The 23451-nt window shown below is 68.7% G+C and carries 24 protein-coding genes; 10 read left to right on the top strand and 14 right to left on the bottom strand.

From position 1 onward, the window contains the following. Window positions 1-534: 534 nt before the first annotated feature. Complete coding sequence (locus tag ABE488_RS16375; RefSeq protein WP_346445271.1) at window positions 535-711, bottom strand: CsbD family protein; 177 nt, start codon at window positions 709-711, stop codon at window positions 535-537. A gap of 86 nt (window positions 712-797) precedes the next feature. Further along, window positions 798-1637, bottom strand: a complete 840-nt coding sequence (locus ABE488_RS16380; RefSeq protein ID WP_346449485.1) for an SDR family oxidoreductase — start codon at window positions 1635-1637, stop codon at window positions 798-800. Between the two features lie 311 nt (window positions 1638-1948). Between ABE488_RS16380 and ABE488_RS16385 the strand changes: the two genes are divergently transcribed. Continuing rightward, window positions 1949-4588 (top strand): TonB-dependent receptor, encoded by a 2640-nt coding sequence (locus ABE488_RS16385; RefSeq protein WP_346449487.1) that lies wholly within the window; start codon window positions 1949-1951, stop codon window positions 4586-4588. A gap of 280 nt (window positions 4589-4868) precedes the next feature. On the opposite strand, the gene ABE488_RS16390 is transcribed toward ABE488_RS16385, so the two are convergent. Beyond that, complete coding sequence (locus ABE488_RS16390; RefSeq protein WP_346445274.1) at window positions 4869-6134, bottom strand: HipA domain-containing protein; 1266 nt, start codon at window positions 6132-6134, stop codon at window positions 4869-4871. Between the two features lie 13 nt (window positions 6135-6147). After that, window positions 6148-6480: a helix-turn-helix transcriptional regulator gene (locus ABE488_RS16395; protein WP_346445275.1), complete on the bottom strand. Its 333-nt coding sequence runs from the start codon at window positions 6478-6480 to the stop codon at window positions 6148-6150. 220 nt (window positions 6481-6700) lie between these two features. Here ABE488_RS16395 and ABE488_RS16400 point away from each other — a divergent pair, with 220 nt between their 5' ends. The 3 genes from ABE488_RS16400 (at window position 6701) to treA (ending at window position 10470) form a co-directional block, all read left to right on the top strand. Then, entirely contained in the window at window positions 6701-7897 is a 1197-nt protein-coding gene (locus ABE488_RS16400; protein ID WP_346445276.1) for a winged helix-turn-helix domain-containing protein, read from the top strand. A 96-nt stretch (window positions 7898-7993) separates the two neighbouring features. Next, entirely contained in the window at window positions 7994-8776 is a 783-nt protein-coding gene (locus tag ABE488_RS16405; protein ID WP_346445277.1) for a transglutaminase family protein, read from the top strand. Between the two features lie 50 nt (window positions 8777-8826). After that, window positions 8827-10470: an alpha,alpha-trehalase TreA gene (gene treA, locus ABE488_RS16410; protein ID WP_346445278.1), complete on the top strand. Its 1644-nt coding sequence runs from the start codon at window positions 8827-8829 to the stop codon at window positions 10468-10470. A 9-nt stretch (window positions 10471-10479) separates the two neighbouring features. On the opposite strand, the gene ABE488_RS16415 is transcribed toward treA, so the two are convergent. Together ABE488_RS16415 and ABE488_RS16420 are read right to left on the bottom strand one after the other, a co-directional pair. Next, window positions 10480-11595 (bottom strand): catalase family protein, encoded by a 1116-nt coding sequence (locus tag ABE488_RS16415; RefSeq protein ID WP_346445279.1) that lies wholly within the window; start codon window positions 11593-11595, stop codon window positions 10480-10482. 52 nt (window positions 11596-11647) lie between these two features. Next, window positions 11648-12472, bottom strand: coding sequence for an alpha/beta hydrolase (locus ABE488_RS16420; RefSeq protein WP_346445280.1), 825 nt, complete (start codon window positions 12470-12472; stop codon window positions 11648-11650). Between the two features lie 193 nt (window positions 12473-12665). Between ABE488_RS16420 and ABE488_RS16425 the strand changes: the two genes are divergently transcribed. Beyond that, the gene (locus ABE488_RS16425; RefSeq protein WP_346445281.1) at window positions 12666-13199 is read left to right on the top strand and encodes a hypothetical protein; all 534 of its coding nucleotides are present in this window, start codon (window positions 12666-12668) and stop codon (window positions 13197-13199) included. A 25-nt stretch (window positions 13200-13224) separates the two neighbouring features. On the opposite strand, the gene ABE488_RS16430 is transcribed toward ABE488_RS16425, so the two are convergent. After that, complete coding sequence (locus tag ABE488_RS16430; protein ID WP_346445282.1) at window positions 13225-13662, bottom strand: hypothetical protein; 438 nt, start codon at window positions 13660-13662, stop codon at window positions 13225-13227. 169 nt (window positions 13663-13831) lie between these two features. On the opposite strand from ABE488_RS16430, the gene ABE488_RS16435 reads away from it, so the two are divergent. Together ABE488_RS16435 and ABE488_RS16440 are read left to right on the top strand one after the other, a co-directional pair. Then, entirely contained in the window at window positions 13832-14119 is a 288-nt protein-coding gene (locus tag ABE488_RS16435) for a helix-turn-helix transcriptional regulator (RefSeq protein WP_346445283.1), read from the top strand. 189 nt (window positions 14120-14308) lie between these two features. Then, a complete protein-coding gene (locus ABE488_RS16440; protein WP_346445284.1) occupies window positions 14309-14578 on the top strand; it encodes a hypothetical protein in 270 nt (89 codons plus the stop codon). Window positions 14579-14685: 107 nt separating this feature from the next. Here the strand turns inward: ABE488_RS16440 and ABE488_RS16445 are convergent, their stop codons facing one another. Continuing rightward, a complete protein-coding gene (locus ABE488_RS16445; RefSeq protein WP_346445285.1) occupies window positions 14686-15396 on the bottom strand; it encodes an outer membrane beta-barrel protein in 711 nt (236 codons plus the stop codon). 283 nt (window positions 15397-15679) lie between these two features. Here ABE488_RS16445 and ABE488_RS16450 point away from each other — a divergent pair, with 283 nt between their 5' ends. After that, complete coding sequence (locus tag ABE488_RS16450) at window positions 15680-16522, top strand: SAM-dependent methyltransferase (RefSeq protein ID WP_346445286.1); 843 nt, start codon at window positions 15680-15682, stop codon at window positions 16520-16522. Window positions 16523-16588: 66 nt separating this feature from the next. Here ABE488_RS16450 and ABE488_RS16455 read toward each other — a convergent pair whose 3' ends face one another. Further along, a complete protein-coding gene (locus tag ABE488_RS16455; RefSeq protein WP_346445287.1) occupies window positions 16589-17641 on the bottom strand; it encodes an MBL fold metallo-hydrolase in 1053 nt (350 codons plus the stop codon). Between the two features lie 169 nt (window positions 17642-17810). Between ABE488_RS16455 and ABE488_RS16460 the strand changes: the two genes are divergently transcribed. Then, entirely contained in the window at window positions 17811-18425 is a 615-nt protein-coding gene (locus ABE488_RS16460) for a TetR/AcrR family transcriptional regulator (RefSeq protein WP_346445288.1), read from the top strand. Here the strand turns inward: ABE488_RS16460 and ABE488_RS16465 are convergent. Both ABE488_RS16465 and ABE488_RS16470 read right to left on the bottom strand, forming a co-directional pair. Beyond that, entirely contained in the window at window positions 18416-19501 is a 1086-nt protein-coding gene (locus tag ABE488_RS16465) for a putative zinc-binding peptidase (RefSeq protein WP_346445289.1), read from the bottom strand. The genes ABE488_RS16460 and ABE488_RS16465 overlap by 10 nt on opposite strands. A gap of 19 nt (window positions 19502-19520) precedes the next feature. Beyond that, window positions 19521-20315 carry a transglutaminase family protein gene (locus ABE488_RS16470; RefSeq protein ID WP_346445290.1) on the bottom strand — a complete coding sequence of 265 codons (795 nt, stop codon included), beginning with the start codon at window positions 20313-20315 and terminating at the stop codon, window positions 19521-19523. Window positions 20316-20448: 133 nt separating this feature from the next. On the opposite strand from ABE488_RS16470, the gene ABE488_RS16475 reads away from it, so the two are divergent. Beyond that, a complete protein-coding gene (locus ABE488_RS16475; RefSeq protein ID WP_346445291.1) occupies window positions 20449-22029 on the top strand; it encodes a glucan biosynthesis protein D in 1581 nt (526 codons plus the stop codon). A gap of 82 nt (window positions 22030-22111) precedes the next feature. Here ABE488_RS16475 and ABE488_RS16480 read toward each other — a convergent pair whose 3' ends face one another. From ABE488_RS16480 to ABE488_RS16490, 3 genes are all read right to left on the bottom strand, one after another. Further along, complete coding sequence (locus ABE488_RS16480; protein ID WP_346445292.1) at window positions 22112-22345, bottom strand: hypothetical protein; 234 nt, start codon at window positions 22343-22345, stop codon at window positions 22112-22114. 102 nt (window positions 22346-22447) lie between these two features. Further along, entirely contained in the window at window positions 22448-23026 is a 579-nt protein-coding gene (locus ABE488_RS16485; protein WP_346445293.1) for a YiiX/YebB-like N1pC/P60 family cysteine hydrolase, read from the bottom strand. Window positions 23027-23036: 10 nt separating this feature from the next. Then, entirely contained in the window at window positions 23037-23438 is a 402-nt protein-coding gene (locus ABE488_RS16490) for a DUF4878 domain-containing protein (protein ID WP_346445294.1), read from the bottom strand. Window positions 23439-23451 lie beyond the last annotated feature (13 nt).

A 23451-nucleotide genomic window follows, 5' to 3' on the forward strand; every position in this document is an offset into this window, starting at 1 on the left:
CCCCAGCCCTCCCCCGCGAGTCGGGGGAGGGAGACGAGCGGCGCGTGCTGATGGTTGAGACGATGGCGGCTCCCTCACCCGCGATGCGGGGGAGGGAGACGAGCGGCACATGCTGATGCTTGGGACGATGTCGGTTACCTCCTCCGCTTCGCGGGGGAGGTCGATGCCGCAGGCATCGGGTGGGGCTCGGGCATTTCGCGAATGGCGGGGGGCTCCCCAGCCCTCCCCCGCAATGCGGGGGAGGGAGACAAGCGGCGCGTGCTGATGGTTGAGACGATGGCGTCTCCCTCCCCCGCGATGCGGGGGAGGGAGACGAGCGGCACATGCTGATGCTTGGGACGATGGCGGTTACCTCCTCCGCTTCGCGGGGAGGTCGATGCCGCAGGCATCGGGTGGGGGCTCTGGCATTTCGCGAATGGCGGCCCCCCTCCCCAACCCTCCCCCGCAGTGCGGGGGAGGGAGACGAGCGGTGGGTGCGGATGGTTGCGGCAATGTCGATGACCTCCCCCGCAGCGCGGGGGAGGAAGACCGGAATCAGCGCCCCTTGCGGGCGTTGTCGTTGGCCTTGCCGACGGCGCTCTGGACCTTGCCGGCGGTCTTCTGCGCTTTGCCGGCGACTTCCTTGCCGGTGTTGCCGGTGACCTTGCCGGCCACTTCCTTCGCGGTGCCCTTGACCTGGTTCTTCATGCCTTCGCTGCGATTCTTGTCCACGACAGCCTCCTCGCGCCTGCAGGATTGCAGGCTGCGAGGGGATATGCGCCTGTCGCCGCCATGCCGAGGTGAAGAAAGCTGCTCGGCTACAGAATCGGCATGCCACCAGTGACTGCATAGCGGCCGCCGGTCATGTAGCTGGCTTCGTCGGACGCCAGCAGCACGTAGATCGGTGCGCACTCGGCCGGCTGCCCGGGGCGCTTGAGCGGCGTCTGACTGCCGAACTCGGCCACCGCGTCGGGCGGCAGCGTCGAGGGGATCAGCGGGGTCCAGATCGGGCCGGGCGCGACCGAGTTGACGCGGATGCCCTGGTCGGCCAGCAGTTGCGCCAGACCCGCGGTGAAGTTGGCGATCGCGCCCTTGGTGGTCGCGTACGGCAGCAAGGTCGGATTGGGCTTGTCGGAGTTGATCGAGCTGGTGTTGATGATCGAGGCCCCCGGCTTCATGTGCGGTACCGCCGCCTTGCACAGGTGGAACATCGCGCTGACGTTGACCTGGAAGGTGTAGTCCCACTTGTCGTCGGGGATCTCGTCGAGCGATTCGTAGGTCATCTGGTAGGCGGCGTTGTTGACCAGCACGTCGATCCGGCCGAAGGCCTCGACCGCCTTGCGCACGATCGCGCGGCAATGCGCGGGGTCTGCGATGTCACCGGGCATCAGTTCGCAGCGACGCCCGGCGGCTTCGACCAGACGCTGCGTTTCCTGCGCGTCTTCGTCCTCGCTCAGGTAGCTCACCAGCACGTCCGCGCCCTCGCGCGCGTAGGCCAGCGCGACCGCGCGGCCGATACCGCTGTCGCCGCCGGTGATGATCGCGATCTTGTCCTGCAGCCGCCCACTGCCGCGATAGCTGTCCTCGCCGTGGTCGGCGGGCGGGTCGAGTTTGCGCTCGACGCCGGGCACGGCCTGCTGCTGTGCGGGCTGGTTCATCGTCACGTCTCCAAGTCGGGGGAAGGACGCCACGCTAGGCGCGCGCACGTGGCGCGCCAGTGATTGCAACGGCACGCGCGCGCATGGGATTGCAGGGATTGCATGCCGGCAGGCGACATCACGCTTACGACTTCTCGACACGATCCTAAGATTCGCGTTGGTCTAATCCGCGCCCGTTCCTGGATGTGATGGGAACGCGAAGGGCGAGGTGGCGTGGCTGCCGGCACTGTCCGGCGGCGCGGCCTCGCGCCTGCGGTCAGGCGGACATGCGCACCTCGACGATCCACGATCACAGAGGGCTCCGCAGTACGATGACGTTCGCTGTTCACTCCCACCCCCGCCGTGTGGCGCTGGCCACACTGGCCACCGCCATCCTCGCCACGCCCGCGTTCGCGCAGACCGGCGCCCCCGACACCGATCCTGCAGCGGACGAGGTCGAGAATCTCGACGCGGTCCAGGTACGCGGGGTGCGCGCCAGTGTCGCCGGCGCGCTCGATGCCAAGCGCGGCGCGGCGCGGATCACCGATTCGATCGTCGCAGAAGACATCGGCAAGCTGCCCGACAACAGCGTCGCGGCGGCGATGCAGCGCATCACCGGCGTGCAGGTCCAGCGTGGCGGCGCGGAAGTGGGCACGGTGCTGGTGCGCGGGCTGCCGAACGTGGTCACCACACTCAACGGCCGCAACATCTTCACCACCACCGGTCGTGGGGTCGCGCTGGCCGACATCCCGGCCGACCAGCTGCAGCAGGTCGATGTCTACAAGACCAGCGGCGCCGAGCAGATCGAAGGCGGCATCGCCGGTGCGGTCGACATCCGGCTGCGCCGTCCGTTCGACCTCGACGAGGACAGCACGCTCGCCGGCAGCGTGTCGACGCTCTATGCCGATCAGGCGCGCAAGACCGCGACCAACGGCAGCCTCACCGGCAGCCGCCGGTGGGAGACCGGGGCCGGGCGCATGGGCGTGCTCGGCGCGGTGTCGTACCAGGAAACACCGTATCTGGAGTCCAACACCTTCCACGGCACCTACGACCGCGTCGACGACCCGCGCGATCCGTCGCGGCAGCTGCTGGTGCCGTTCAATGCCGGCAACCTGCAGGCGCAGGGCTTCCGACGGCGCAAGGCGGCGAACGTCGCGTTCCAGTGGGCCCCCAGCGACAACACCGAGCTGTGGGCCGAGGGCTTCTACGTCGGCTATCGCAACACACCCCGGGTCAACTACTGGATGCCGTTCCCCGGATCGCTGACGCCGGAGAACACCGACTCGCTGGCCACCCAGCTCGGCAACGACATCCTGCAGCGCGTCGAACTGCGCGACAGCGATGTGCTGTCGAGCACCCAGGCGCATCAGAACAGTTCCGACACCTGGCAAGCGGCGATCGGCGGCAGTTGGAAGGGCGAGCGGCTGAAGCTGTCGAGCGAGCTGGCCTACACCTACAGCGAATCGGACAACCGCTCGATGGTGCTCGACATCATGACCACGGTGCCGCGGTTGACCATCGACAGCAGCCACGGCGTGCCGTTCACCTCGGCCACGAATGCCGACGGGTCGGCCTACGACGTCACCGATCCCGATGCCTGGCGGCTGGGCCAGTACTACGACAGTTGGAGCCGGCAGGAGGGCGACGAGTGGGCGTGGCGCGCCGACGCCAATTTCGCCTTCGACGGCGGCATCGTCAGTTCGCTCGACGCCGGTGTGCGCCTGGCCAGACGCAATGCCTCCAACATCGGGGGCGATCCGGGCGCGCGCGACAACCTCAGTGGCGCGCCGATCCGGATGTCCGACATCCCGGGCCTGGCGCAGGTCACGCCCGGCAACATCCTCGACGGGGACCGCGATGTCGGCGTCGATCGCTGGCTGGGCGCCAACCGCGACTTTCTGCTCGGCCACACCGCGCTGATCCGCCAGGCCATGGGCCACGGCCCCGACCGGCCGCCTGCAAACCCGGCGGTGCAGTTCGACAACCGCGAGGACAACCACGCCGCCTACCTGCAGGCCAATTACGGATTCGCGATCGGCGCAATTCCGATCGACGGCCGGATCGGCGTGCGCCATGTGCGGCTGGAGCGCCAGATCAACGGCACCTCGCTCGTCGACGGCGTCGAGACGCCGGTGCAGACCACGCGCGCGCGTCACGAATGGCTGCCAAGCGTCAGCGCCAACCTGTCGCTGCGCGAGGACCTGATGCTGCGCCTGTCGCACAGCCAGTCGATCACCCTGCCCCGCTTCGCCGACCTCAACCCGCAGTTGGCGCTGTTCCAGTCCACCGACACACTGCCTGCGCGCGGCAGTGGCGGCAATCCGGACCTGGCGCCGGTCGAGTCGAAGAACCTCGATGCGTCGCTGGAGTGGTACTTCCAGGACAACGCGCTGCTGTCGTTGGCCGCGTTCCACCGCGCTGTCGACGGCTATGTGCAGAACTACGCCGAGGACGAGACGATCGACGGCACCACGTACCAGATCACCCGCCCGCGCAACACCGGCAGCGGCACGCTGCGCGGCGTGGAGATCGGCTATACGCAGTTCTACGACTTCCTGCCCGGCGCCTGGTCGGGTCTGGGCACGCAGTTGAACGCGACATGGCTCGATGCGGAGGCCGAGTCGCCCGATGGGGTCATGCAGCCCCTGGCGAACGTGTCCAAGCGGGCCTGGAATGCGGTGCTGATGTACGAGTACGACGCGTTCTCCGCCCGCCTGGCCTACAACTGGCGCGACGACTACGCGGTGAGCTTCAGCGCGTCGGGCGACCAGCCCAACGAGGTCTTCCACGGCCCGGAGGCATGGCTGGATCTTGCGCTCAACTACGCGATGGACGAGAACGTCACGGTGTTTCTGGAGGCGACCAACCTGCTGGGCGGCAAGACCCACAACTACTTCGGCAGCCCGGAGTTCCTGCGCGACCGCGCCTCGCCCGAACGCAGTTACATGCTCGGCATCCGCTTCCGGCTGTAAGGCGCCCGCCGCGCCGTCCCCGCGTGCCAGCGGGACGCGCGGCGCGGTGTCCGCATGTCGACCATGGACATCGCGCACCGGCGGCTCTTCTTTTCAGGCGCATCGTCGCATCGAAAGGCATCCGCCTGTCCCGATGCCCTCCGGATAGAGCGCCCGGCCGCCGAGGTACAAATCGATGGTATTTCGGAAGCGTTCCTTGTTGCGGCCCCCGCAGTGATGGTCGAAGGCGTGGGTCTGGGAGCCAGTGCCGATGGGCAGCGCTGCCGCCCAATTTGCACACTTAGAGATACTTCGACACCTCGGCCATTCCGACATCACTTGCACGGCGGAATGCGGTCGCCACATCGTCGCAATCCTTGATGGACACCTCGAACGCCTCGAACACGGTTCGCCACGTCCTGACAGCACCCACCACCGTGTCGATCAGTTGGGCGGCCCGTGTCCGGGTCAGCCCGAAATCTCCATAGCCGGCAAATGCATTGTCCAGGGTCGCCTTTCGGCCGCTCGGGCCCACCCCAAGGTGCAAGGTACGCTCCGTTCCGACCTGCGGTTTGGGCACCACGTCGTACAGGGGGCTCAGATTCCACGCCCCGTCGTCATGCACAAATGCGTGGTTTCGCAGGTGGTCATCATCGTTGGTGACCAGAATATTGAAGACCATCCGCGAGAACAGCTCTTCGCGCTGGGCGGTCACTTGGCCCTCGGCCCCCCATTGCTCGATCACCCTGACGATCTGGGCATAGCTGGCATCCGGGGAGTCCTGTTCCGTCAGGCCCAGCATCGTGAGCGCACTGACCATATGTTTGCGGCTCACTCCATCAGCAACCGGGATGCGGTCGAAGCGCTCGATCAGCATCACCTGCCGGCCATCGGCCAGAGTCTGCAGTTCGGTCTTGGGCACAGACATTCCCGCCCGGCGTGCCAGCTCCAGCGTGGCGCGCTCGACGCTGGGCACGTTGAAGCGGTCCCGAATGGACGGGAACTTGGCGATCCACTCGATGCCTTGGTGGAGCACAGCGGCCTTCGGACGTGCGCCACCCAGCGACGGCGCACCGGCAAAATAGTTCGCAAGGTGAGCCGGTACCGGCAGACCTTCCTCAACCCGTTGCGATGCCTCAATCAGATACTGCAGGTCGATGGTTGATGGCAGGCGCGAGTGATGTGGCGGGCTGTCTACTGCTACGCGCACATCCAACGCACCCACCCGGTTGCTGCCGGCCTCCAGCATGTAGACCGACTCGGGCAGGCTGTTGGCGGGGACTTCCAGACGGTTCTCGATCACGCGCCGCCCCCAATCGTCGGGAGTGGCATCGCGCAATGCTCCGAACATTGCCAAGCCATTCACAGGCAGCATGCGCTCGCCGGCGCGCTCCAGCGGTAACGAGACCGGATCCACAGCAATCGCATTCGGCTTACGACGGGCCACGTAGCGTGTGCCGTACTGGAACTGAGACGCTTGCAGCTCCGGCCCCAGCTCGGTCAGATCGAGCAGGCCGGCCGGCACCGCAGTCACCTCACCGGGGAGGTACGCAAACACATAGGGCATGGTCGACCTCGGCTTAGAAATCCAGGTCAGAAGGCTTGCTACGGATCGGGCGCTTGGTCTTTGTGCCCTCCAGGATGGCCTCGGACACGGGGTCTCGCAGTTGGTCGAGCTTCGACAGCAGCCCCAGACGTTCAAAGGCGGAAAGCCACGTGCCCAGAGCAATGTTGACGCCCCCCTGCTCGAGCCGGTTCATGGTGGCAGGGCTCACTCTGGCGCGTTCGGCCAGACTTTCCTGGGTCCATCCGCGTGCCAGACGGGCACTCTTGACCATCTGTCCCAGGTGCTTGGCAGTCTTCTGGGCCGCATGCGTGGCGTAGTCGGTCGTGCTCCGGCGCATATCTGTCATAGATTATAGGGAATTCGCCAATCCTATCATTTATGACAGGAAGGAGCGGTACCCGGGCGCAGTACCGCGATCATTGGGGCGCTCTCGGGACTCGGACCAGGCATATGCCGCCATAGCGCCAGGCCGCCGACAGGCCCAGAATCCGGGCAAACAGGTCGACATCTCATCCCCGCAGAAGGCGACGCAACCCACTCGGCGTGGCATAGCGCCATTTACAGCCATGACGATCCAGGTCTCGAACGCGGTCGCAAGACGGCTGTTTCTCGCACGGCAAGGGCTGGCCGCGCCGCCGGGCCGGGCGCTGTCCAAGGCGGGGCTGCTGCAGCTCATCACCGATTTGGGCTTCGTGCAGGTGGACAGCATCGGCACGGTGGAGCGCGCCCACCACCAGATCCTGTTCTCGCGCAACCAGACCTACCGGCGCGGCCACCTGACCACGCTACTGGAACAGGACCGTGCGCTGTTCGAGCACTGGACGCATGACGCCTCGATCCTGCCGACCGCGTTCTATCCGTACTGGAAGCATCGCTTCCGCCGTCGCGAGCCAATCATCCGCGAGCGCTGGCGCAAGTGGCATGGGAACAGCTTCGATGCGGCGTTCGAAGACACGCTCGCGCGCATCGAGGCCAACGGTCCGGTGCTGGCGCGGGAGTTGAAGGCGGCGGGGCATGCGTCCGGCGGTTGGTGGAACTGGCACCCGTCCAAGACCGCGCTTGAGTATCTCTGGCACACCGGCAAACTCGCGATCGCCGGCCGCGTCAATTTTCAGAAGGTCTATGACCTGGCGGAACGGGTGATCCCCGCCGAGGTCTACGAACGCGAGGTCGACCCTGCCCAGTTCGTCGACTGGGCCTGCCGGGAGGCCTTGAAGCGACTGGGCTTTGCGACGCCCGGCGAGATGTCCGCGTTCTTCGACCTGGTCTCGCCACAGGAGGCCCGGGACTGGATCGCACGCCATCGCGACGCGCTGTGCGAGGTCTCGCTTGCGTCCATCGATGGCGACAGCGCGCGTCGGTCCTATGCCTTCGCCGATCTCGCTGGCGACCTGCACGATGTGCCCGCGCCCTCCGCCCGCGTCCGGGTCTTGAGCCCGTTCGATCCGTTGCTGCGCGACCGCAAGCGCACCGAACGGCTGTTCGGCTTCCACTATCGCATCGAGGTCTTCGTGCCCGAGCCGAAGCGCCAGTACGGCTATTACGTCTTCCCGCTTCTGGAGGGCGACCGTCTGATCGGCCGGATCGACATGAAGGCCGACCGCAAGGGCGGCACGCTGGATGTACGTCGGCTGTGGCTCGAGCCCGGCGTCCGTGCTTCGGCCGGACGTCTGGAGAAGCTCGACGCCGAACTGGCACGACTGGCGAAGTTCACCGGCGTGGCGCGGGTGCACTACCTCAAGGGCTGGCACAAGGCGCACTGAGGCTTTTGCGTGGGCGCGCCTGCGTGGTCGGGACGTCGCCACGCGCACTGCACGCCTGCACGGCTAGCGTGGCGCTTTGTGCACGGGATGCCCCGCATGCGCCTGCTGGCTGGTTGCGAGATCGTGGTCGAAGCCGAAGACGACTGCGCGGTGGTCGCGATGCTGCGCCCGCGCAGCGGCGACGCGCAGTGGTTGGTCAGCGAAAGCTACACCTTCGAGCCGGATGTCCGTCCGACCGAACACGTCGATCCGTTCGGCAATCTGTGCCAGCGGCTGATCGTCCCCAGGGGCCGGATGCGGCTGCGGACCGAGCTCGAGGTGGAGACCGAGCGCACGCTGCCCGTCGCGCCCTGGGCACTGCCCACGCCCGCCTCCCTGCTGGCCGACGCGACCCTGCAGTACCTGCTGCCCAGCCGCTACTGCCCCTCCGATCGCGCGTTCGAACAGGCCCAGGCCATCGTCGATGCCGCATCGCCCGGCACCGGCCATGTCGGTGCGGTGGTGGCGTGGATCCGCCGCCACATCGCCTATCGCTACGGGGTCAGTGACGCCTGCACCGATGCGCTCGACACGATGGCGCAGGGCGCGGGGGTCTGCCGCGACTTCGCCCATGTCGGAATCATGCTCTGCCGCAGCCTGCGGATTCCGGCGCGCATGGTCGTGGGCTATCTGCATGGGCTTGAGCCGATGGACCTGCACGCCTGGTTCGAAGCCTACCTGGATGGACGCTGGTACACCTTCGACGCCACCCAGGATGCGCCGCGTGGCGGCCGCATCGTCGTGGCCTATGGCCGGGACGCGGCCGATGTCGCGTTTCTGACCAACTACGGCTGGCTGCGGACGGTCGAGATGCAGGTCTGGGTCGGCGAGAAGACCTGAGCGCAGTCGCGATGCGACACTGCCCGCGTCCACCATTGCGGAACACCGCCATGTTGCGCGCTCCTCTTCCCGCTCGCGCTGCCGCCTGCCTGCTGTCGGCTGTGCTGGCTGCCTGCACGTCCGCCGGCTCCATCGCGACTGCCGGGCCGGCGGTGGCGCCGGTCGCCAGCGCCGCACCGGTCACGCCGGATGTCGGCTGGCCGCGGACCTTTGCCGCGGTGCAGGCGGCCTGGCTGTTCGAAGACCAAAAGACCTTTGCCGATGCGGTGCCGCGGCGCGATCCGGCGCAGATCGAGGCGGCGTTCGCCGGCAGCCACGCTCGCCCAGGCTTCGACCTGCGCGCGTTCGTGGACGCCCACTTCGTGCTGCCCGCGCCGCCGCCCGGCACCCCGGTCGAGGCGCAGTCGACGCTGCGCGCGCATATCGATGCGTTGTGGCCGCTGCTCACCCGCCCACGTCCCGCGCCCCTGCCGCACGACAGTCTGTTGCCGCTGCCGCACACCTACGTGGTGCCGGGCGGGCGCTTCCGCGAGATCTACTACTGGGACTCGTATTTCACGATGCGCGGCCTGGTCGAGAGCGGCGAGCGCACGGCGTCGCGGCACATGCTCGACAACTTCGCGCGGTTGATCGACACCTGGGGCCACGTGCCCAACGGCAACCGCAGCTACTACCTCAGCCGTTCGCAGCCACCGTTTTTCTCGCACATGGTCGCGCTCGAGTCGCGCGACGACCCCGCGTTGGCCTTGCGTTACCTGCCGCAGCTGCGCCGCGAGCATGCGTACTGGATGGACGGCGCCGAGCGACTGGCACCCGGCGAGGCGGCGCGGCGTGTCGTGCGCCTCGCCGATGGCCGCCTGCTCAATCGTTACTGGGACGACCGCGAGGTGCCGCGGCCCGAGTCGTTCGAGCAGGACCGCCAGACCGCCGCCGCGGCCAAGTCACGGCCCGCGGCGGAGGTCTGGCGCGACCTGCGCGCAGGTGCCGAGAGCGGCTGGGATTTCTCCAGCCGCTGGCTCGACGATCCGATGCGGCTGGACACGATCCGCACCACGACGATCGTGCCGGTGGATCTCAACAGCCTGCTGCATCACCTGGAGTCGACGATCGCCACCGTCTGCGAACGGGCTGGCGACGCGGACTGCGCGCACCGCTACGCGGCCATGGCCGACGCGCGCGCAGAGGCGATCGCGCACCATCTCTGGCATGCCGATGGCTACTACGCCGACTACGACCTGCGTGCCGGACAGCCGCGCGCGCAGTTGACCGCCGCCGCGCTGTTTCCGCTGCATGCCGGCATCGCCTCGCCCGAGCGCGCACGCCGCACCGCCGACGCGGTGCGCTGGCAGTTGCTGCGCCCGGGCGGCCTGGTCACGACTGCGGTCGACAGCGGCCAGCAATGGGATGCGCCCAATGTCTGGGCGCCACTGCAATGGATCGCAGTCGACGGGCTGCGCCGCTATGGCGAACATGCGCTCGCACACGACATCGCGCGCGGCTTCATCGGCAATGTGCAGACGGTGTTCGACCGCGAGCGCAAGCTGGTCGAGAAGTACGACGCCGATGGCGCGCTGCAGGGCGGGGGCGGCGGCGAGTACCCGCTGCAGGACGGCTTTGGCTGGTCGAACGGGGTGACGCTGGCGCTGTTGGCCTTGTATCCCGAGCTCGAACGCGGCCCAGCAGAGGTCGATTGACGCCTTGCGTCAGCGCTCGGCCGTGCCTGCGGCCGCCGCGAACGGGCAACCGGGATGCAGGGCGACGCCGTTCTTGCGCGCGCGAAAGTTCTGCGATGCGGCGTAGGCCGAGCGCCGCAGGCGCATCAACTCCCCCAGCGGGCGATGGGCTTCCAGCCCGTGCCAAGGGCTAAAGCCCATCCCGGCATCGATCGCCGTGCTGCGCTCGGGCGTCCACGCCGGCTGCGGCGGCGCGATCACACGGGCCACAGTCCGGAACGGGCTGCGCGCCTCGTCCCAGCGCGCAGTGGCATCGTCGACGGGCATCTCCTCGAGTGAGGTGCACAGCTGCGCGCGCAGTTCCCATTCGCCGCCCTGCGCGGCGAAGAACGCAACCACGGCTTCGCGCAGGGCGTCGTCGTCGGACAGGTCGAGCCGTGTGTCGGTGAGTGCGCGCAGCGAGGTCGAGACCGGGACCAACTGCAGCTTGGCGATATGGTCGCCGTGGCGCAGCGGCAACTGGGTGAAAAAGGTCTCGCCGAGAATGTGATGCGGCGGTTCGCCGCCCATCGCCTTGAGCGTGGCGCTCTGCCCGCCCATCGCCTCCAGGCCGCGCTCGGTCCCCCGCAGAATCGCCGAGATCAGCCTCTTGGTGCGGTCCATGCGGTCGGTGGTCTTGGCCAGCAGCTTGAGGCTGCGCAGGAAGGCGCGCCCATTGGGCGCGTTGAACTGCGGGCCGTTGACCAGGATGACATCCTGCGCGCCCGGGCCGTCGCTGCCGTCGAGACGGGCGCCGGGCACGTCGCAGATCCGCAGCGCAACGCCGCGCGGCGTCGACACACGATCGGCAAGCAGGTCGCCGGGCGTGGTCGACAACCGCATCACCGCGGTGTGGCGGCCCGGCCGCGCGAACAGGCCCTGTGCCAGTTCCGGCGCCAGCCCCGCCGGCACCTCCACCACGGCCGACAACAAGCCATGGCTCTTGGCATGCACCGCACGCAGGCCCTGGCCCTCGTCTTCCCAGGTCTTGTGCGAGATCGACAACAGCACCTCGTCGAGCTCGGCCGCCAGCGCCGCCTCGTCGGGACCTGGCTGCGCGAGCGCGGGATCGTAGCGCTGGAAAGCCGCTGGACGGGGAATGGACATCGGGGCTCCTGGCGTGTCGAGTCGATCGTCGCGTGGCGTGGCGTGGCCACCGCTAGCGCGCGAGGAACCCCAGCAGCGCGCGATTGAAGGCGTCGGCATGACTGACGTTGAGACCGTGCGGCGCGTCGGGCACCACCACCAGCGCACTGCCCGGAATCGCGGCATGGGTACGCTGGCCCGAGCCCTCGAACGGCACGGTCGCATCGCCGTCGCCATGCAGTACCAGCACCGGCACGGTGATCGCCTTCAGGTCGCTGCGGAAGTCGGTCGTCGCGAAGGCCTCCATGCAGCCCAACGCCGCGGTCTGGTCGGACTGGCGCGCGAGCGCGAGGGCCTCCTGGCGCTGGGACTCGTCGACCTTGAGCGCGCCGTCGACACTGAAGAACTGGGTCGTGAAGTCGTCGAAGAATGCGTCGCGATCACGTTCGAGGCCGGCCCGCATCTCGTCGGCCTTGGCCTTGTCCAGTGGCCCCTCGGGGTTGTCGTCGGTCTTGAGTAGATACGGCGGTACCGCGGCGGCGAACACGGCGCTGTGGATGCGCGCCTGGCCATGGCGGGCGAGGTAGCGGGCCACTTCGCCGCCGCCCATCGAGAAGCCGACGAGCGTGACTTCGCGCAGGTCGAGATCCTCGAGCACACCGGCCAGATCGTCGGCGAGCGTGTCGTAGGTGTAGCCGTCCTCGGGCTTGTCCGAGCGCCCGAACCCGCGGCGGTCGTAGGCGATCACGCGATAGCCGGCCGTCTGCAACGGGCCGACCTGTGCACGCCACGAGGCGGCCGACAACGGCCAACCATGGATCAACACGATCGGCCGGCCGGCACCGCCCGAGTCCTCGACATGGAGACGCACACGGGATGAAGACGACGCACTGGTCATGGCGGCACTCGAAGTCCGAAAGAGAGGACGCCATGCTGCGTACGCTCACCCGATGCGGATGTGAAGTCGCGGAACACCCGTTGCGGTCCCTGCGCCTGCGTGCAGTTCGCGTCATCGCCAATGTCCAGGAGTCACGGCGCTTTGATCGGCGCGCGCCTAGCCTGCGGATGTCTTCCCCCTCGGAGTCCGTCCCATGAGTACGATGTCTCCGGTGACCGGCGAGGTCTCGGACAGCAAGGTCGCCGCGATCTTCGACAGCGAGCGCACCGCCCGGCGCGTCGCCCAGCAACTGCAGGCCGAACGCGGTTTCAAGGCCTCGCAGGTGAAGGTGATCACGCGCCACGACCGCCAAGCCGGCCGCAAGCTCGAACCCGAGAGCCGCGGCATCCTGCGCACGCTGATCATTGCTCATTACAAGCTGGGCCTGGCTGGCCTGGCGATCGGCGCGGCCCTGTTCGGCGTGCTGTATGCGGCCAGCGTGCCGGCGGTGGTCAACTCGCCATGGTTCGCCGGCGCCTTGATCATCGGATACGGCGGCGTGTTCGGGCTGATGGTCGGTGGCCTGGTGACATTGCGCCCCGACCACGACCCCTATCTGTTCAAGGTGCGTGAGGCACTGGCCGAAGGTCGCGCAGCGATTGTCGTGCACGCATTCGATGCCGCCCAGCGCGACCGTGCCAGCGAAGCGCTGTCGAGCGCCAGCGGCGAGACCATCCGCACACTGTGACGCGTGACCGCACTGGCGACCGCCATCAGCCCTCGACCGGCACGTCCTGCGTGCCGGCGAGGTCGCTCGCGAGCTGGCGTGCGATGTGCGGGTGCTCGCTGTAGAACGCGGCGTTACCGGCGAGCTCGCGCCAGATCTCGGCATCGGTGATCAGCCGCGCCACGTGCTGTGTGACCTCCGCGCCCTGGTGCGGCGCGGGCGCGGTCCGCGCCATCGCCAGTTCGAGCAGATACAGCAGGGTGCGCGACTGGGCCATGCAGATCTGGGCTTCGTGCAATGCGAGTCGGCCCAGCATCTGCATCCGTCTGTGATCGAGCGTGGCCACGCGGGCGTCGGCGAGCACCGCATCGGGCGTCCCCGCCACGAGATCGAGAAGCCGTCGCAGCGGCCCCTGGGTGGAGGCGCAGTGCGCGATGTCGTCGATGCGCGTGCCGCGTCGCGCAGGATGGCGGACTTCGTCCATGGTCGCTCTCCTTGGAAAATGGCGCCGGCGGACCGGCGCGCTGCACGCGTGACGCCATCAGGCGCGTCGACATGCGGGCTGCCACCCGCAAGCTACGTTTAACGTAGTATCGGAGTCAAGCGACGTTTCGGAAGCTTCCCGACGCCGAAGTCCGGGATGCGATGCAAGCGTGGCTGCCAAGGAACCCCTGCCTGTCTTCAGCCGTCGGCTGCGCGAAGCGCGCACCGCGGTGGGCATCTCGCAGCGCACGCTGGGGATCGAGGCCGGCCTCGACGATTTCGTCGCCAGTACCCGGGTCAATCGCTACGAGACCGGCGTCCATCAGCCCGATCTGCAGACCTTGCGCCGCATGGCGGAGGTGCTCGACCTGCCGGTGGCGTATTTCTATGCCGACGACGACGCCCTGGCCGGCCTGATCGCCGATCACCACCGCCGCGATCGCGCGTCGGCGCGCTGATCCACTGAAGCCACGCGCCGGTCACAGCGTCCCTGACGCCCGCGCCGTGCGGTCTGCCCGCTGCAGGCTGCAGCCCTTGCACACGCACCACTGCCTGGTTCACGCATCGCCGATGCCTGCGTTCGCACAATCGCCTGCATCCCTTTTCTTCCTGCGCGCGCGCGCGGATGCCTTTCGAGGACGCGATCGATGAACGACGGTTTCACGCTGGAGTACGACATGCGCCTGCGCCTGTGGGTGTTGCGGCAGGACAGTTCAGGGCGCTTGATCGCCTCGTTCCTCAGTCGTCAGAGCGCCGCCGAAGGCTCGACGTTGCGCGACCTCATCGGTCCGAACGCGCGTGTGCGGATCCGCAATGCGGACGGCAGCTATCAGGACGGCCTGGCCGACACACTCGAGGCCGCGCTGTCGACGTCGCCGACCACGCGCGCAACGCCGCCGACGCAGCTCACGAACTGACTGGCAAGGCAGTGCGCTGACGCCGACAACGCACATGGGCGCCCAAGGGCGCCCATGTCTCGAACCTGCCGATGCGGACCGGGCGGCGCCCGGTCCGCAGATCGACATCAGAACGCGTATTCGGCCGTCAGGCCGAGCAGCGCGGTCGAACGCTTGGGACCTTCGAACTTCACGCCGGTGACCGGGTCGCGCAGGTCGCCCGACTTGGCGCGGAAGTAGTCGTAATGCAGACCGATGCTGAAGTTCTCGGTGGCATTCCAGCCCGTGCCGACACCGGCGTACCAGCTGTTGCGACCATCGCGGCCGCCGCTTTCGAGGCCCAGATCCTGGCCAACGTCGTTGTAGTAGCGCGCATTGTTGTCGGAAGCGCGGAAGAAGCCACCACGCGCACCCACGTACCACTCCGGGGTGATGTTCAGGCGGGCATTACCACCGGCGATCCAGCCGCGCAGCGCATTGGTGTCCTCGCGCTGGTTGACGCCGTCGTCGCGGAACGCGTTCTTGACCACCAGGTTGCCCAGGTCGGTGTAACCGCCTTCCAAGCCCAGACCGAAGTTCTGCGCCAGCTTCCAGCGGTAGCCGCCGACCAGGCCGTAGCCGGTCTTGCGACCGTCGCGGCTTTCGAACACGTTGAAATCGCCGGTGCCGAACCGACCGGCGGTGCCGCCATCCGTACGACCGACGTTACCGGCGATGAAGGCGTTGCCCTCGCCGATCTGCAGGTCGGGACGATAGGTATCGCCACCCATGCTCTGGGCGAATGCGGAAGGGGCACACAGGGCGGCGGCGATCGCTGCGGGAATCAGGAGAGTTTTCATCGGGGGCATTTCCTTTTTTTCTTGGATACGCGGCTCGCGTATCGATGGACATGCGGGGTCGGGGGGTGTCCCGCGGTGCGCAGTAGAGACCCCGTCGCCTGAAGCGCGCGCAAACGTTCACACCCGTTCGACGCAATCGCGGCATTCGCATTCAAGTCTGGTTTACGCGAATGAGGAACTTGCGAGCGCAGGCACGAACGGGTCCCCGATTGCAAGACGCGGCCAACGCCGTGTCGACACGCCGCGTCGGCTACGATGCCTGCCCCGTCCTTCGGTGCGTTTCGTGGCCCACGTCTCCGGCCCTCTGCTGACCCGTGACACCGCCGACGCGCTCAATGCGGCACGCGATGCGGGCAGCCGTACGTGGACCGGATCCCTGGACCTGGGCCGCAGCACGGCCACCGCGAAGTTGTACGCAACGCACTGGACCTGGCACGACGCGGACTATCCCTGGCCCGGCGCGCTGCGCGAGCGCACGGTGTACCGCCACGATGGCGATGCCTGGGTCGCGATCTCGCGCTACGGCGGCGCTTTGATCAAGCTCGTGCCCACGTCGTGGGGGCCGCCCACGTTCGAGATCGACGGCATCAAGATGCTGCCCACCGCGCAGACATCACCGCTGGACGATGCCCGCCGCAAGGTCGCACTCATCGCGCCGCAGGGCGCGCGCGTGCTCGACACCTGCGGCGGCCTGGGCTACTTCGCCGCGTGTTGCCTGGACGCGGGCGCGGCGCACGTGCGCTCGTTCGAGAAGAATGCCGACGTGCTGTGGCTGCGCAACTGCAATCCGTGGTCGCCCGACCCCGATGCAGCCCCGTGGCAGGGGCGCCTGTCGTTGGTCCATGCCGATGTCGTGGAGGCCGTTGCCGACCTCGCCGATGCATCCGTGGATGCGGTCCTGCATGACCCGCCCCGTTTCGGGATCGCCGGTGAGCTGTACGCGCGGACGTTCTACGATCAACTGGCCCGCGTGCTGCGGCGCGGTGGCCGGCTGTTCCACTACACCGGCAGCCCGAATCGCCTCACCAGCGGCCGCGATGTGCCACGCGAGGTCGCACGGCGGCTCGAAGCCGCGGGCTTTCGCGCGGCCCCCGCGCTCGACGGCGTACTCGCGACGCGCCGTTGAGCGGGCGCCGTCCGACGCTCGGATGCCGGCACGCGATGCTGGCCGCGCGCGCTGCGCGCCGCGTCGCTAGTCGCGCCACCAGGCGGTCGTGGCCTGCGGCGCGGTCAGGTCCACGCGCTCGCCCATGCGCGGGGTCGCCAGCGTGACGCCGCGCTCGGCGGCAATCGCCACCACGCGCTCGAACGGCTCGTCCCAGTCGTGCATCGCCAGGTCGAAGGTGCCGTTGTGCACCGGCATCAGCACGCGCGCGCCCAGGTCGACATGCGCCTGCACGGTCTGCTCGGGCTGCATGTGCACGAAGGCCCAGCGAAGGTCGTAGGCACCGGTCTCGACCATCGCCACGTCGAACGGTCCGAAGCGCTGGCCGATCTGCGAAAATCCATCGAAGTAGCCGGTGTCGCCGCTGAAGAACACCCGCAGGCCCGGATCGCCGTCCGCCGCGCGGTCCTCGATCACCCACGAAGCCCACAGCGTGCGGTCGCTGTCGAACGGCCCTCGCCCGGAGAAATGCTGGGCCGGCGTGGCGGTGAAGCGCAGCTCGCCGATCGTGGTGCCCTGCCACCAGTCGAACTGCTGCACCTTGGCCGCCGGCACGCCCCAGTCGATCAGGCGGTCGCCCACGCCCAGCGGCGTCAGGAACACCGCCGCGCGATCGGCCAGCGCGCGCACGGTGTCTCGGTCGAGGTGATCGTAATGGTCGTGCGACAGCAGCACGCCGCGCAGCGGCGGCAGCGCATCGAGCGCGATCGGCGGGGGGTGGAAGCGTTTGGGTCCCATCCATTGCACCGGCGAGGCGCGCTCGGAAAAGACCGGGTCGGTCAGCCAGAAGCCATCGCGAAGCTTGAGCAGCACGGTCGAGTGGCCCAGCCGCCAGGCACTGCGGTTCGGCGCGGCCTCCAGGTCGGCCGCCGTCAGCGGCGACACCGCCAAGGCGTGGGCCGGCACCGTGGTGGCCGGCTTTTCGAACAGCATCTCCCACATCAGTCGCGCGGTCTTGGCCACCCCGATCGGCGGTCGCGGCGCCGGATTGCGGAACCGGCCAGCCTCGGCCTGCGGCGATGCCGAATAGTCGGCGATGGGGCGATTGGTCTGGAAGTACGACAGCAGGCAGGCGCTCACGATGCAGACTCCAAGAACGGAGAGGAGGAGGACGGCGGTGCGCCGTCGGCGATGCGGCTTTACGGGCGAGGACGAGGGAACGGCAGGCATCGACGGGACCCATAGGAACTACACCGTGCAGTGTAGATATATCGGCCTGAATGTAAACCCGGCGGTGTAGAATTGTCCGATGGACTGCGACCCACCCCTCGCCCGGCTCACCGATCGCAAGCACGCGGCGATCCTGGAAGCGGCGGTGGCCGAGTTCCGCGCTGCCGGCTATGAGGCGACCAGCATGGATCGCATCGCCAGCCGCGCCGGGGTATCCAAGCGCACCGTCTACAACCATTTCCCCGGCAAGGACGCACTGTTCCTGCGCATTCTCCAGGCGATGCTCGAACGCGGTGTCTGCGGGCCGGATCTCGCCTACCGCGCCGATCGGCCGCTGCGCCCCCAACTGCTCGAGCTGGTGCACCAGAAGCTGCGGCTGCTCCACGACCCGGAGTTCGTGGACCTGGCACGCGTGGCCATCGCCGCGGGCATCCACTCGCCTGCGCTGGCGCGCGACCTGCTTTCCCGCCTGGGCGATCGCGAGGAAGGGGTGTCGGTCTGGATCCGAGCCGCGTCCGCCGACGGCCGGCTGCGGACGGACGACCCGGCCTTCGCGTCGATGCAGTTGCAAGGCCTGGTCAAGAGCTTCGCCCTGTGGCCGCAGCTGTCGATGGGTCAGCCGCCGCTATCGGCCGCGCAACAGACGCGCGTGGCCGAAACGGCGGTCGACATGTTCCTGGCCTACTACGGCTGAGCGACCGCGCCGCGGCCACCCGCGCGCCGGATCAGGCCGTGGATGTAGGCCATCTTCTCAAGCACCGGCGGCGCGATCGAGAACGGATACAGGTCGGGCTGACCCATCGCCCGGTTGAGGCTGTTGACCGCGTAGGTCAGCGGCAACCACGCATCGATCAGCCGTCGCAGATCAGCCACGTGATGAGGATCGAACGTGATCTCGGTCTCCATCGTCGTGCTCTCGGCGATGTCGGGCGCGATGCGAATACCGAACGCGGCGGCCATTTCCAGTGTGTCGACGATATGCAGATAGTGCGCCCAGGTCTCGGCCCAGTCCTCCCACGGGTGCATCGTCGCGTAGCGGCTGACGTGACTGCGCTGCCACTGCGCGGGCGCGCCGGTCGCGTAGTAGCGCTGCAGCGCCTGGCCGTAATCCTGTCGGTCGTCGCCGAACAGCGCGCGGCAACGCGCGCGCTCGTCCGGTCCGGCATCGCGCACCAGCCGGTCCCAGTAGTAGTGGCCGATCTCATGGCGGAAATGGCCCAGCAACGTGCGGTAGAGCTCGCCCATCGACACCCGCGCCGCCTCCCGGCGGGCATCGTCGGCTTCCGACAGTGCGATGGTGATGAGGCCATTGTCGTGCCCGGTCATCACCCGGGGCCCGTGCGGCGGGTCGGCCAGGAAATCGAACGACAACGGTTCGGGATCGCCGCTGCCGACGGTCGGTGTGGGCAGGCGCAACCGCAGCAGGCTGTAGAACAGCCGGCGCTTGGCGACCTCGATCCGCCGCCAGGCCTGCAGCCGGTCGTTGTCGGACAGATCCGGGATGGTGCGGTTGTGGCGACAGGCGCGGCAATAGCGCTGGGGAGCGTCGGCAGGCAGCAGCCAGTTGCAGGCCGAATGCGTGGCGTTGCTGCAGAACCGGTAGCGCGGACCGGCGGGCGCGCTCTGCAGCCGCCACGCCGCGCCGTCGGGGATCAGTGCGCCCAGCGTCACCTGCTCGGGCACGAAGCCCAGCCGCGCGCCGCAGCGCAGGCACTCGGTGTTCTCGAAGTACAGCACCTGCTCGCAACGGTCGCACTTGAACAACTGCATGGACGAAATTCCGCTGCGCTCACGCCGCCGCGTCGAGTTCGGTCCAGACCTGGATCGACACCGTGCGCAACGGCCGGTAGCTGGTGAGAAAGGCGACGTCGGCCGCATCGCGTCCGTGCGCGATCACCACCCGGCCCCCGCGTGGGGTCGCCTGGGTGGCATCGAAGGTGTGCCAAGCATCGCCCAGGTACGCTTCGAACCAAGCGTGCATGTCCATCGGCTTGAGGTCGTGCAGCCAGCCCACGACCATCCGCGCCGGAATGTCGAGTGCGCGGCAAAGCGTCATGCCCACATGCGCGAAATCCCGACAGACGCCGGCGCCTTGCGCCAGGGTGTCCTGGGCATCGGTGCCGGCGTCGCTGACGCCATAGCGATAGGCGAGATGGGCGTGGATCCAGCGACGGATCGCCTCGACCTGGGCATGGCCCGGCGCGGCGTCGCCGACGATTTCCAGCGCGCGTGCGTACATCGCCGCGCGGTCGGACGGGCAGTAGCGGCTGGGCAGCAGGAACTGCAGCGTCGATGTCGGCAGGTCGGCCGGCGCGACCGCCGCTGCCGCCGGCATCGCTCCGGGATCGGGCGCGGCGATGGCGCGCGTCTGCAATCGGATGCGGGTCAGTCCCGGCGGCAGGGTGAAACGCTGGCAGCGGTTGCCGAAGCCGTCGAGATACTCGTCGAAACCCAGGGCCGGGTCGAAGCCGGCACGGTCGTTGACGTGCCAGCGCGCGCGGCCGGTCCTGGGCCGCAGCATCGCGATGACAGGCGCGGCGACATCGGTCTCGATCGCGAGTTCGCAGCCTGCGCGGACGTGCATGCGGGGGAACTCATTTCGACGGTGCGCCAGCCTAGAGGCGGGCATGTGCAGCGCTCGTGCAGGCGTGCGGCCCGCTAACGGCACGTTGCCGTGGGTTGGATAGGATGCGCGCTCCACACCCGGACTCGCCCGCATGCATCGACGTTCGTTCCTGCACGGCGGCCTGGTGGCCCTCTGCGCGGCCGCCCTGCCGACCTCGGTTTTGGCCGCCCTGCGCATGGGCGCGCCGGCCCCGTTCGACTTCGCCGCGCTCAAGGGGCGCGCCCGCGCACTGGCGGGCCAGGCGTACACCGCGCGGCCGGCCGCACTGCCCCAGCCGGTGTCAGCCCTCGACTGGGACGCCTACCAGGCGCTGCAGTTCCGCCAGGACCATGCGCTGTGGCACGAGGACGACACCCGCTACCTTGCACAGTTCTTCCACCTGGGCCTGTTCTTCAAGCGCCCGGTCCGCATGCACGCGCTGGCCGAGGGCCAGGCGCGCGAGATCGCCTACGACCCGGCGATGTTCGACTACGGCGCCTCGGGGCTGGACGGCGCCGCACTGCCGACCGATCTGGGCTTCGCCGGCTTCCGACTCAACCGGCGCAGCGATCCCAAGCGCGACTTCGCCGCGTTCCTGGGCGCGAGCTACTTCCGCGCCGTCGGTGGCAGCGGCCAGTACGGGCTGTCGGCACGCGGCCTGGCGGTGGACACCGGCCTGGCGAGGCCGGAAGAGTTTCCCGACTTCACCGACTTCTGGCTCGAGCGTCCGGCGCCGGGCAGCGACACGGTGGTCGTCTACGCCCTGCTCGACTCGCCGTCGGTCGCCGGGGCCTACCGGTTCGCGATCACCCCGGGCGAACCGCTGGTGATGGAGGTCGACTGCGCGCTGTACCCGCGCACCGCGATCGAGCGCCTGGGCATCGCGCCGGCGACCAGCATGTACCAGGCCGGCGAGAACGACCGCCGCATGGCCTGGGACTGGCGACCCGAGATCCACGACAGCGACGGCCTGGCGCTGCACACCGGCAGCGGCGAATGGCTGTGGCGGCCGCTGGAGAATCCGCGCGCGCTGCGGTTCAACGCCTTCGCCGACGACAACCCGCGCGGCTTCGGCCTGCTGCAGCGCGATCGCAACTTCGACCATTACCAGGACGACGGCGTCTTCTACGAGCGCCGGCCCTCGCTGTGGGTGGAACCGCGCGACGGCTGGGGACGCGGCGAGGTGCAACTGGTCGAGATCCCGACCGTCGATGAGACGTTCGACAACGTGGTGGCGTTCTGGCATCCGGCGCAGCCGATCGAGCCCGGTCGCGAACTGCTGTTCGGCTACCGGCTGTTCTGGGGCGAGGCGATGCCGGCGCGTCCGCCGCTGGCCACCTGCATCGCCACGCGCACGGGCCTGGGCGGCCGCATCGGGTTTGCGCGCAAGGCCTGGTCGCAGCGCTTCGCGGTCGACTTCGCCGGCGGCACGCTCGCCGCGCTGGCCGGGCGCAATGCCACGGTCGAGCCGGTGCTGCAGACCACTGCCGGCCAGTTGGAGACCGTCTCGGCCCGCCCGCTGCACGCCGTCGAAGGCTACCGGGTGATGTTCGACATCATCCCGCCAGGGCCTGGCACCGAGCAGCTCGAACTGCGCCTGTTCCTGCGCGATCCGGCCACCGGCCAGGCCCTCAGCGAGACCTGGCTCTACCAGTGGAATCCGCCCCCGCCCGAGGCACGGCAGGTCTACTAGATCGTGGCGTTTGCGTCGCCGTGGCAGCGACTGCACGGCGTGCGGATGGCGGCGGGCGGAGCGGGTCCGCCCGCCGCAGCCTTCACAGGCAGGGATAGATCCTCAAGCCGTGCGGCCCGCCGGCATCGCCCCAGGTCTGGAGCGTGCCATCGCACTCGATCCGGCCGCCGCCGATCGCATTGCCGGCCGCGTCGTAACGCGTCCATTCCGCCCACTCCTGGCCCAGGATCGGCCAGCGCGCGGCGGCGCTGCCCACCACCACGACCCCCAGCACCAGCGACACCATTGCCGCGATCACGCGTCCACGTCTGCTCATCGTGCTTGCCTCCAGTCCGTCGGAAGGATCCCCCGGCGCCAGCCTAGTGGCCCGCGGGGCCGGCAAATGGGGTGCCGGTCACAGCCCGCGATGGGGCCGCGTTCAGCCCCCGGCGTGCTGTGGCAGCGCTAAGCGCCGCAGTCGTGGCGACCGGCTGAGCGGCGTCGGCAGCAGATAGTCGCCCTGCATCAGCGGCAGGGCGAGGCGAGTGAAGCGCACCTCCAGATCGACGCCGGCGCGGCGCCAGGCGTCCCAGACCAGCCGGGTGCAGTAGGTGCCGGCCGGATCGGCGATCCGGAAGCGGGTGCCGCGCATGCCCAGGGCCTCAGCGACCGCGGCGGCGCGCAGGGCCTCGGGCGCATCGACGCGATAGACCGCATAGCCGCGGCTGCGCACCGGGTCGAGGAAGAAGCTCAGCGCATCGACAACCACGCCGTCGGCGCGTCCAGGCACTTCGGAGGGCGTCGCATGCACCACCTGCCAGGCGCCGGGACGCCCGACCAGCATGCCGACATGGCTGAATTGCCCGCCGTCGATCGCCAGCACCATCGCGCTGACCGACTCGGTCCCGCGTCGGAACACCAGATCGCCGGGCTGCGCATCGGCCGGCAACGCGGGGCCACCGGCCAGACAGGCGCTGGCCGCGCACAGTGCCAGCAGTGCGCACCACCAGCGTCGCATCGTCACGTCCTCAGCGCAGGCGGATCTTCCACTTGCCGTCGTCGCGGACCAAGCGGTGCGTCTCGGTCAGGTCCTTGCCGTTGTCGAAGACCACCCGGACCTGCACGCGCGCGGTTTCGCCGTCCTCGTCGATGCTCGACTCGATCACCTCGACCTTGTCGAGGCCGTCATTGGCATCGATCCTGGACTGCATCTCGCCGACGATCATCTGCACCTTGCCCTTGGCCTGCACCATGCCGTTGGCGGGCACATCGGCGAACGAGACCTGCGCGGTGGCTCTCTCGACATCGCCCTTGGCCGCCGCCTCATAGAACGCCTGGATCGCCGCTTCGGGCTTGGCGGACGAACACGCTGCCAGGGCCAGCGTGGCCAGTGCCAGCAAACAGATGGCGGACAGACGGAATCGATGCATGACGCGCTCCTCG

The organism is Luteimonas sp. TWI662 (assembly GCF_039673825.1).
Lineage (GTDB): Bacteria > Pseudomonadota > Gammaproteobacteria > Xanthomonadales > Xanthomonadaceae > Luteimonas.

Excerpts from the sequence above, each read along its gene's own strand:
- ABE488_RS16465 (WP_346445289.1), bottom strand. The coding sequence starts at position 19,501 with ATGCAGTTGTTCAAGTGCGACCGTTGCGAGCAGGTGCTGTACTTCGAG.
- ABE488_RS16475 (WP_346445291.1), top strand. The coding sequence starts at position 20,449 with ATGCATCGACGTTCGTTCCTGCACGGCGGCCTGGTGGCCCTCTGCGCG.
- ABE488_RS16400 (WP_346445276.1), top strand. The coding sequence starts at position 6,701 with ATGACGATCCAGGTCTCGAACGCGGTCGCAAGACGGCTGTTTCTCGCA.
- ABE488_RS16460 (WP_346445288.1), top strand. The coding sequence starts at position 17,811 with ATGGACTGCGACCCACCCCTCGCCCGGCTCACCGATCGCAAGCACGCG.
- ABE488_RS16440 (WP_346445284.1), top strand. The coding sequence starts at position 14,309 with ATGAACGACGGTTTCACGCTGGAGTACGACATGCGCCTGCGCCTGTGG.
- ABE488_RS16380 (WP_346449485.1), bottom strand. The coding sequence starts at position 1,637 with ATGAACCAGCCCGCACAGCAGCAGGCCGTGCCCGGCGTCGAGCGCAAA.
- ABE488_RS16425 (WP_346445281.1), top strand. The coding sequence starts at position 12,666 with ATGAGTACGATGTCTCCGGTGACCGGCGAGGTCTCGGACAGCAAGGTC.
- ABE488_RS16385 (WP_346449487.1), top strand. The coding sequence starts at position 1,949 with ATGACGTTCGCTGTTCACTCCCACCCCCGCCGTGTGGCGCTGGCCACA.
- ABE488_RS16395 (WP_346445275.1), bottom strand. The coding sequence starts at position 6,480 with ATGACAGATATGCGCCGGAGCACGACCGACTACGCCACGCATGCGGCC.
- ABE488_RS16430 (WP_346445282.1), bottom strand. The coding sequence starts at position 13,662 with ATGGACGAAGTCCGCCATCCTGCGCGACGCGGCACGCGCATCGACGAC.
- ABE488_RS16470 (WP_346445290.1), bottom strand. The coding sequence starts at position 20,315 with ATGCACGTCCGCGCAGGCTGCGAACTCGCGATCGAGACCGATGTCGCC.
- ABE488_RS16445 (WP_346445285.1), bottom strand. The coding sequence starts at position 15,396 with ATGAAAACTCTCCTGATTCCCGCAGCGATCGCCGCCGCCCTGTGTGCC.
- treA (WP_346445278.1), top strand. The coding sequence starts at position 8,827 with ATGTTGCGCGCTCCTCTTCCCGCTCGCGCTGCCGCCTGCCTGCTGTCG.
- ABE488_RS16480 (WP_346445292.1), bottom strand. The coding sequence starts at position 22,345 with ATGAGCAGACGTGGACGCGTGATCGCGGCAATGGTGTCGCTGGTGCTG.
- ABE488_RS16420 (WP_346445280.1), bottom strand. The coding sequence starts at position 12,472 with ATGACCAGTGCGTCGTCTTCATCCCGTGTGCGTCTCCATGTCGAGGAC.
- ABE488_RS16485 (WP_346445293.1), bottom strand. The coding sequence starts at position 23,026 with ATGCGACGCTGGTGGTGCGCACTGCTGGCACTGTGCGCGGCCAGCGCC.
- ABE488_RS16415 (WP_346445279.1), bottom strand. The coding sequence starts at position 11,595 with ATGTCCATTCCCCGTCCAGCGGCTTTCCAGCGCTACGATCCCGCGCTC.
- ABE488_RS16490 (WP_346445294.1), bottom strand. The coding sequence starts at position 23,438 with ATGCATCGATTCCGTCTGTCCGCCATCTGTTTGCTGGCACTGGCCACG.
- ABE488_RS16405 (WP_346445277.1), top strand. The coding sequence starts at position 7,994 with ATGCGCCTGCTGGCTGGTTGCGAGATCGTGGTCGAAGCCGAAGACGAC.
- ABE488_RS16390 (WP_346445274.1), bottom strand. The coding sequence starts at position 6,134 with ATGCCCTATGTGTTTGCGTACCTCCCCGGTGAGGTGACTGCGGTGCCG.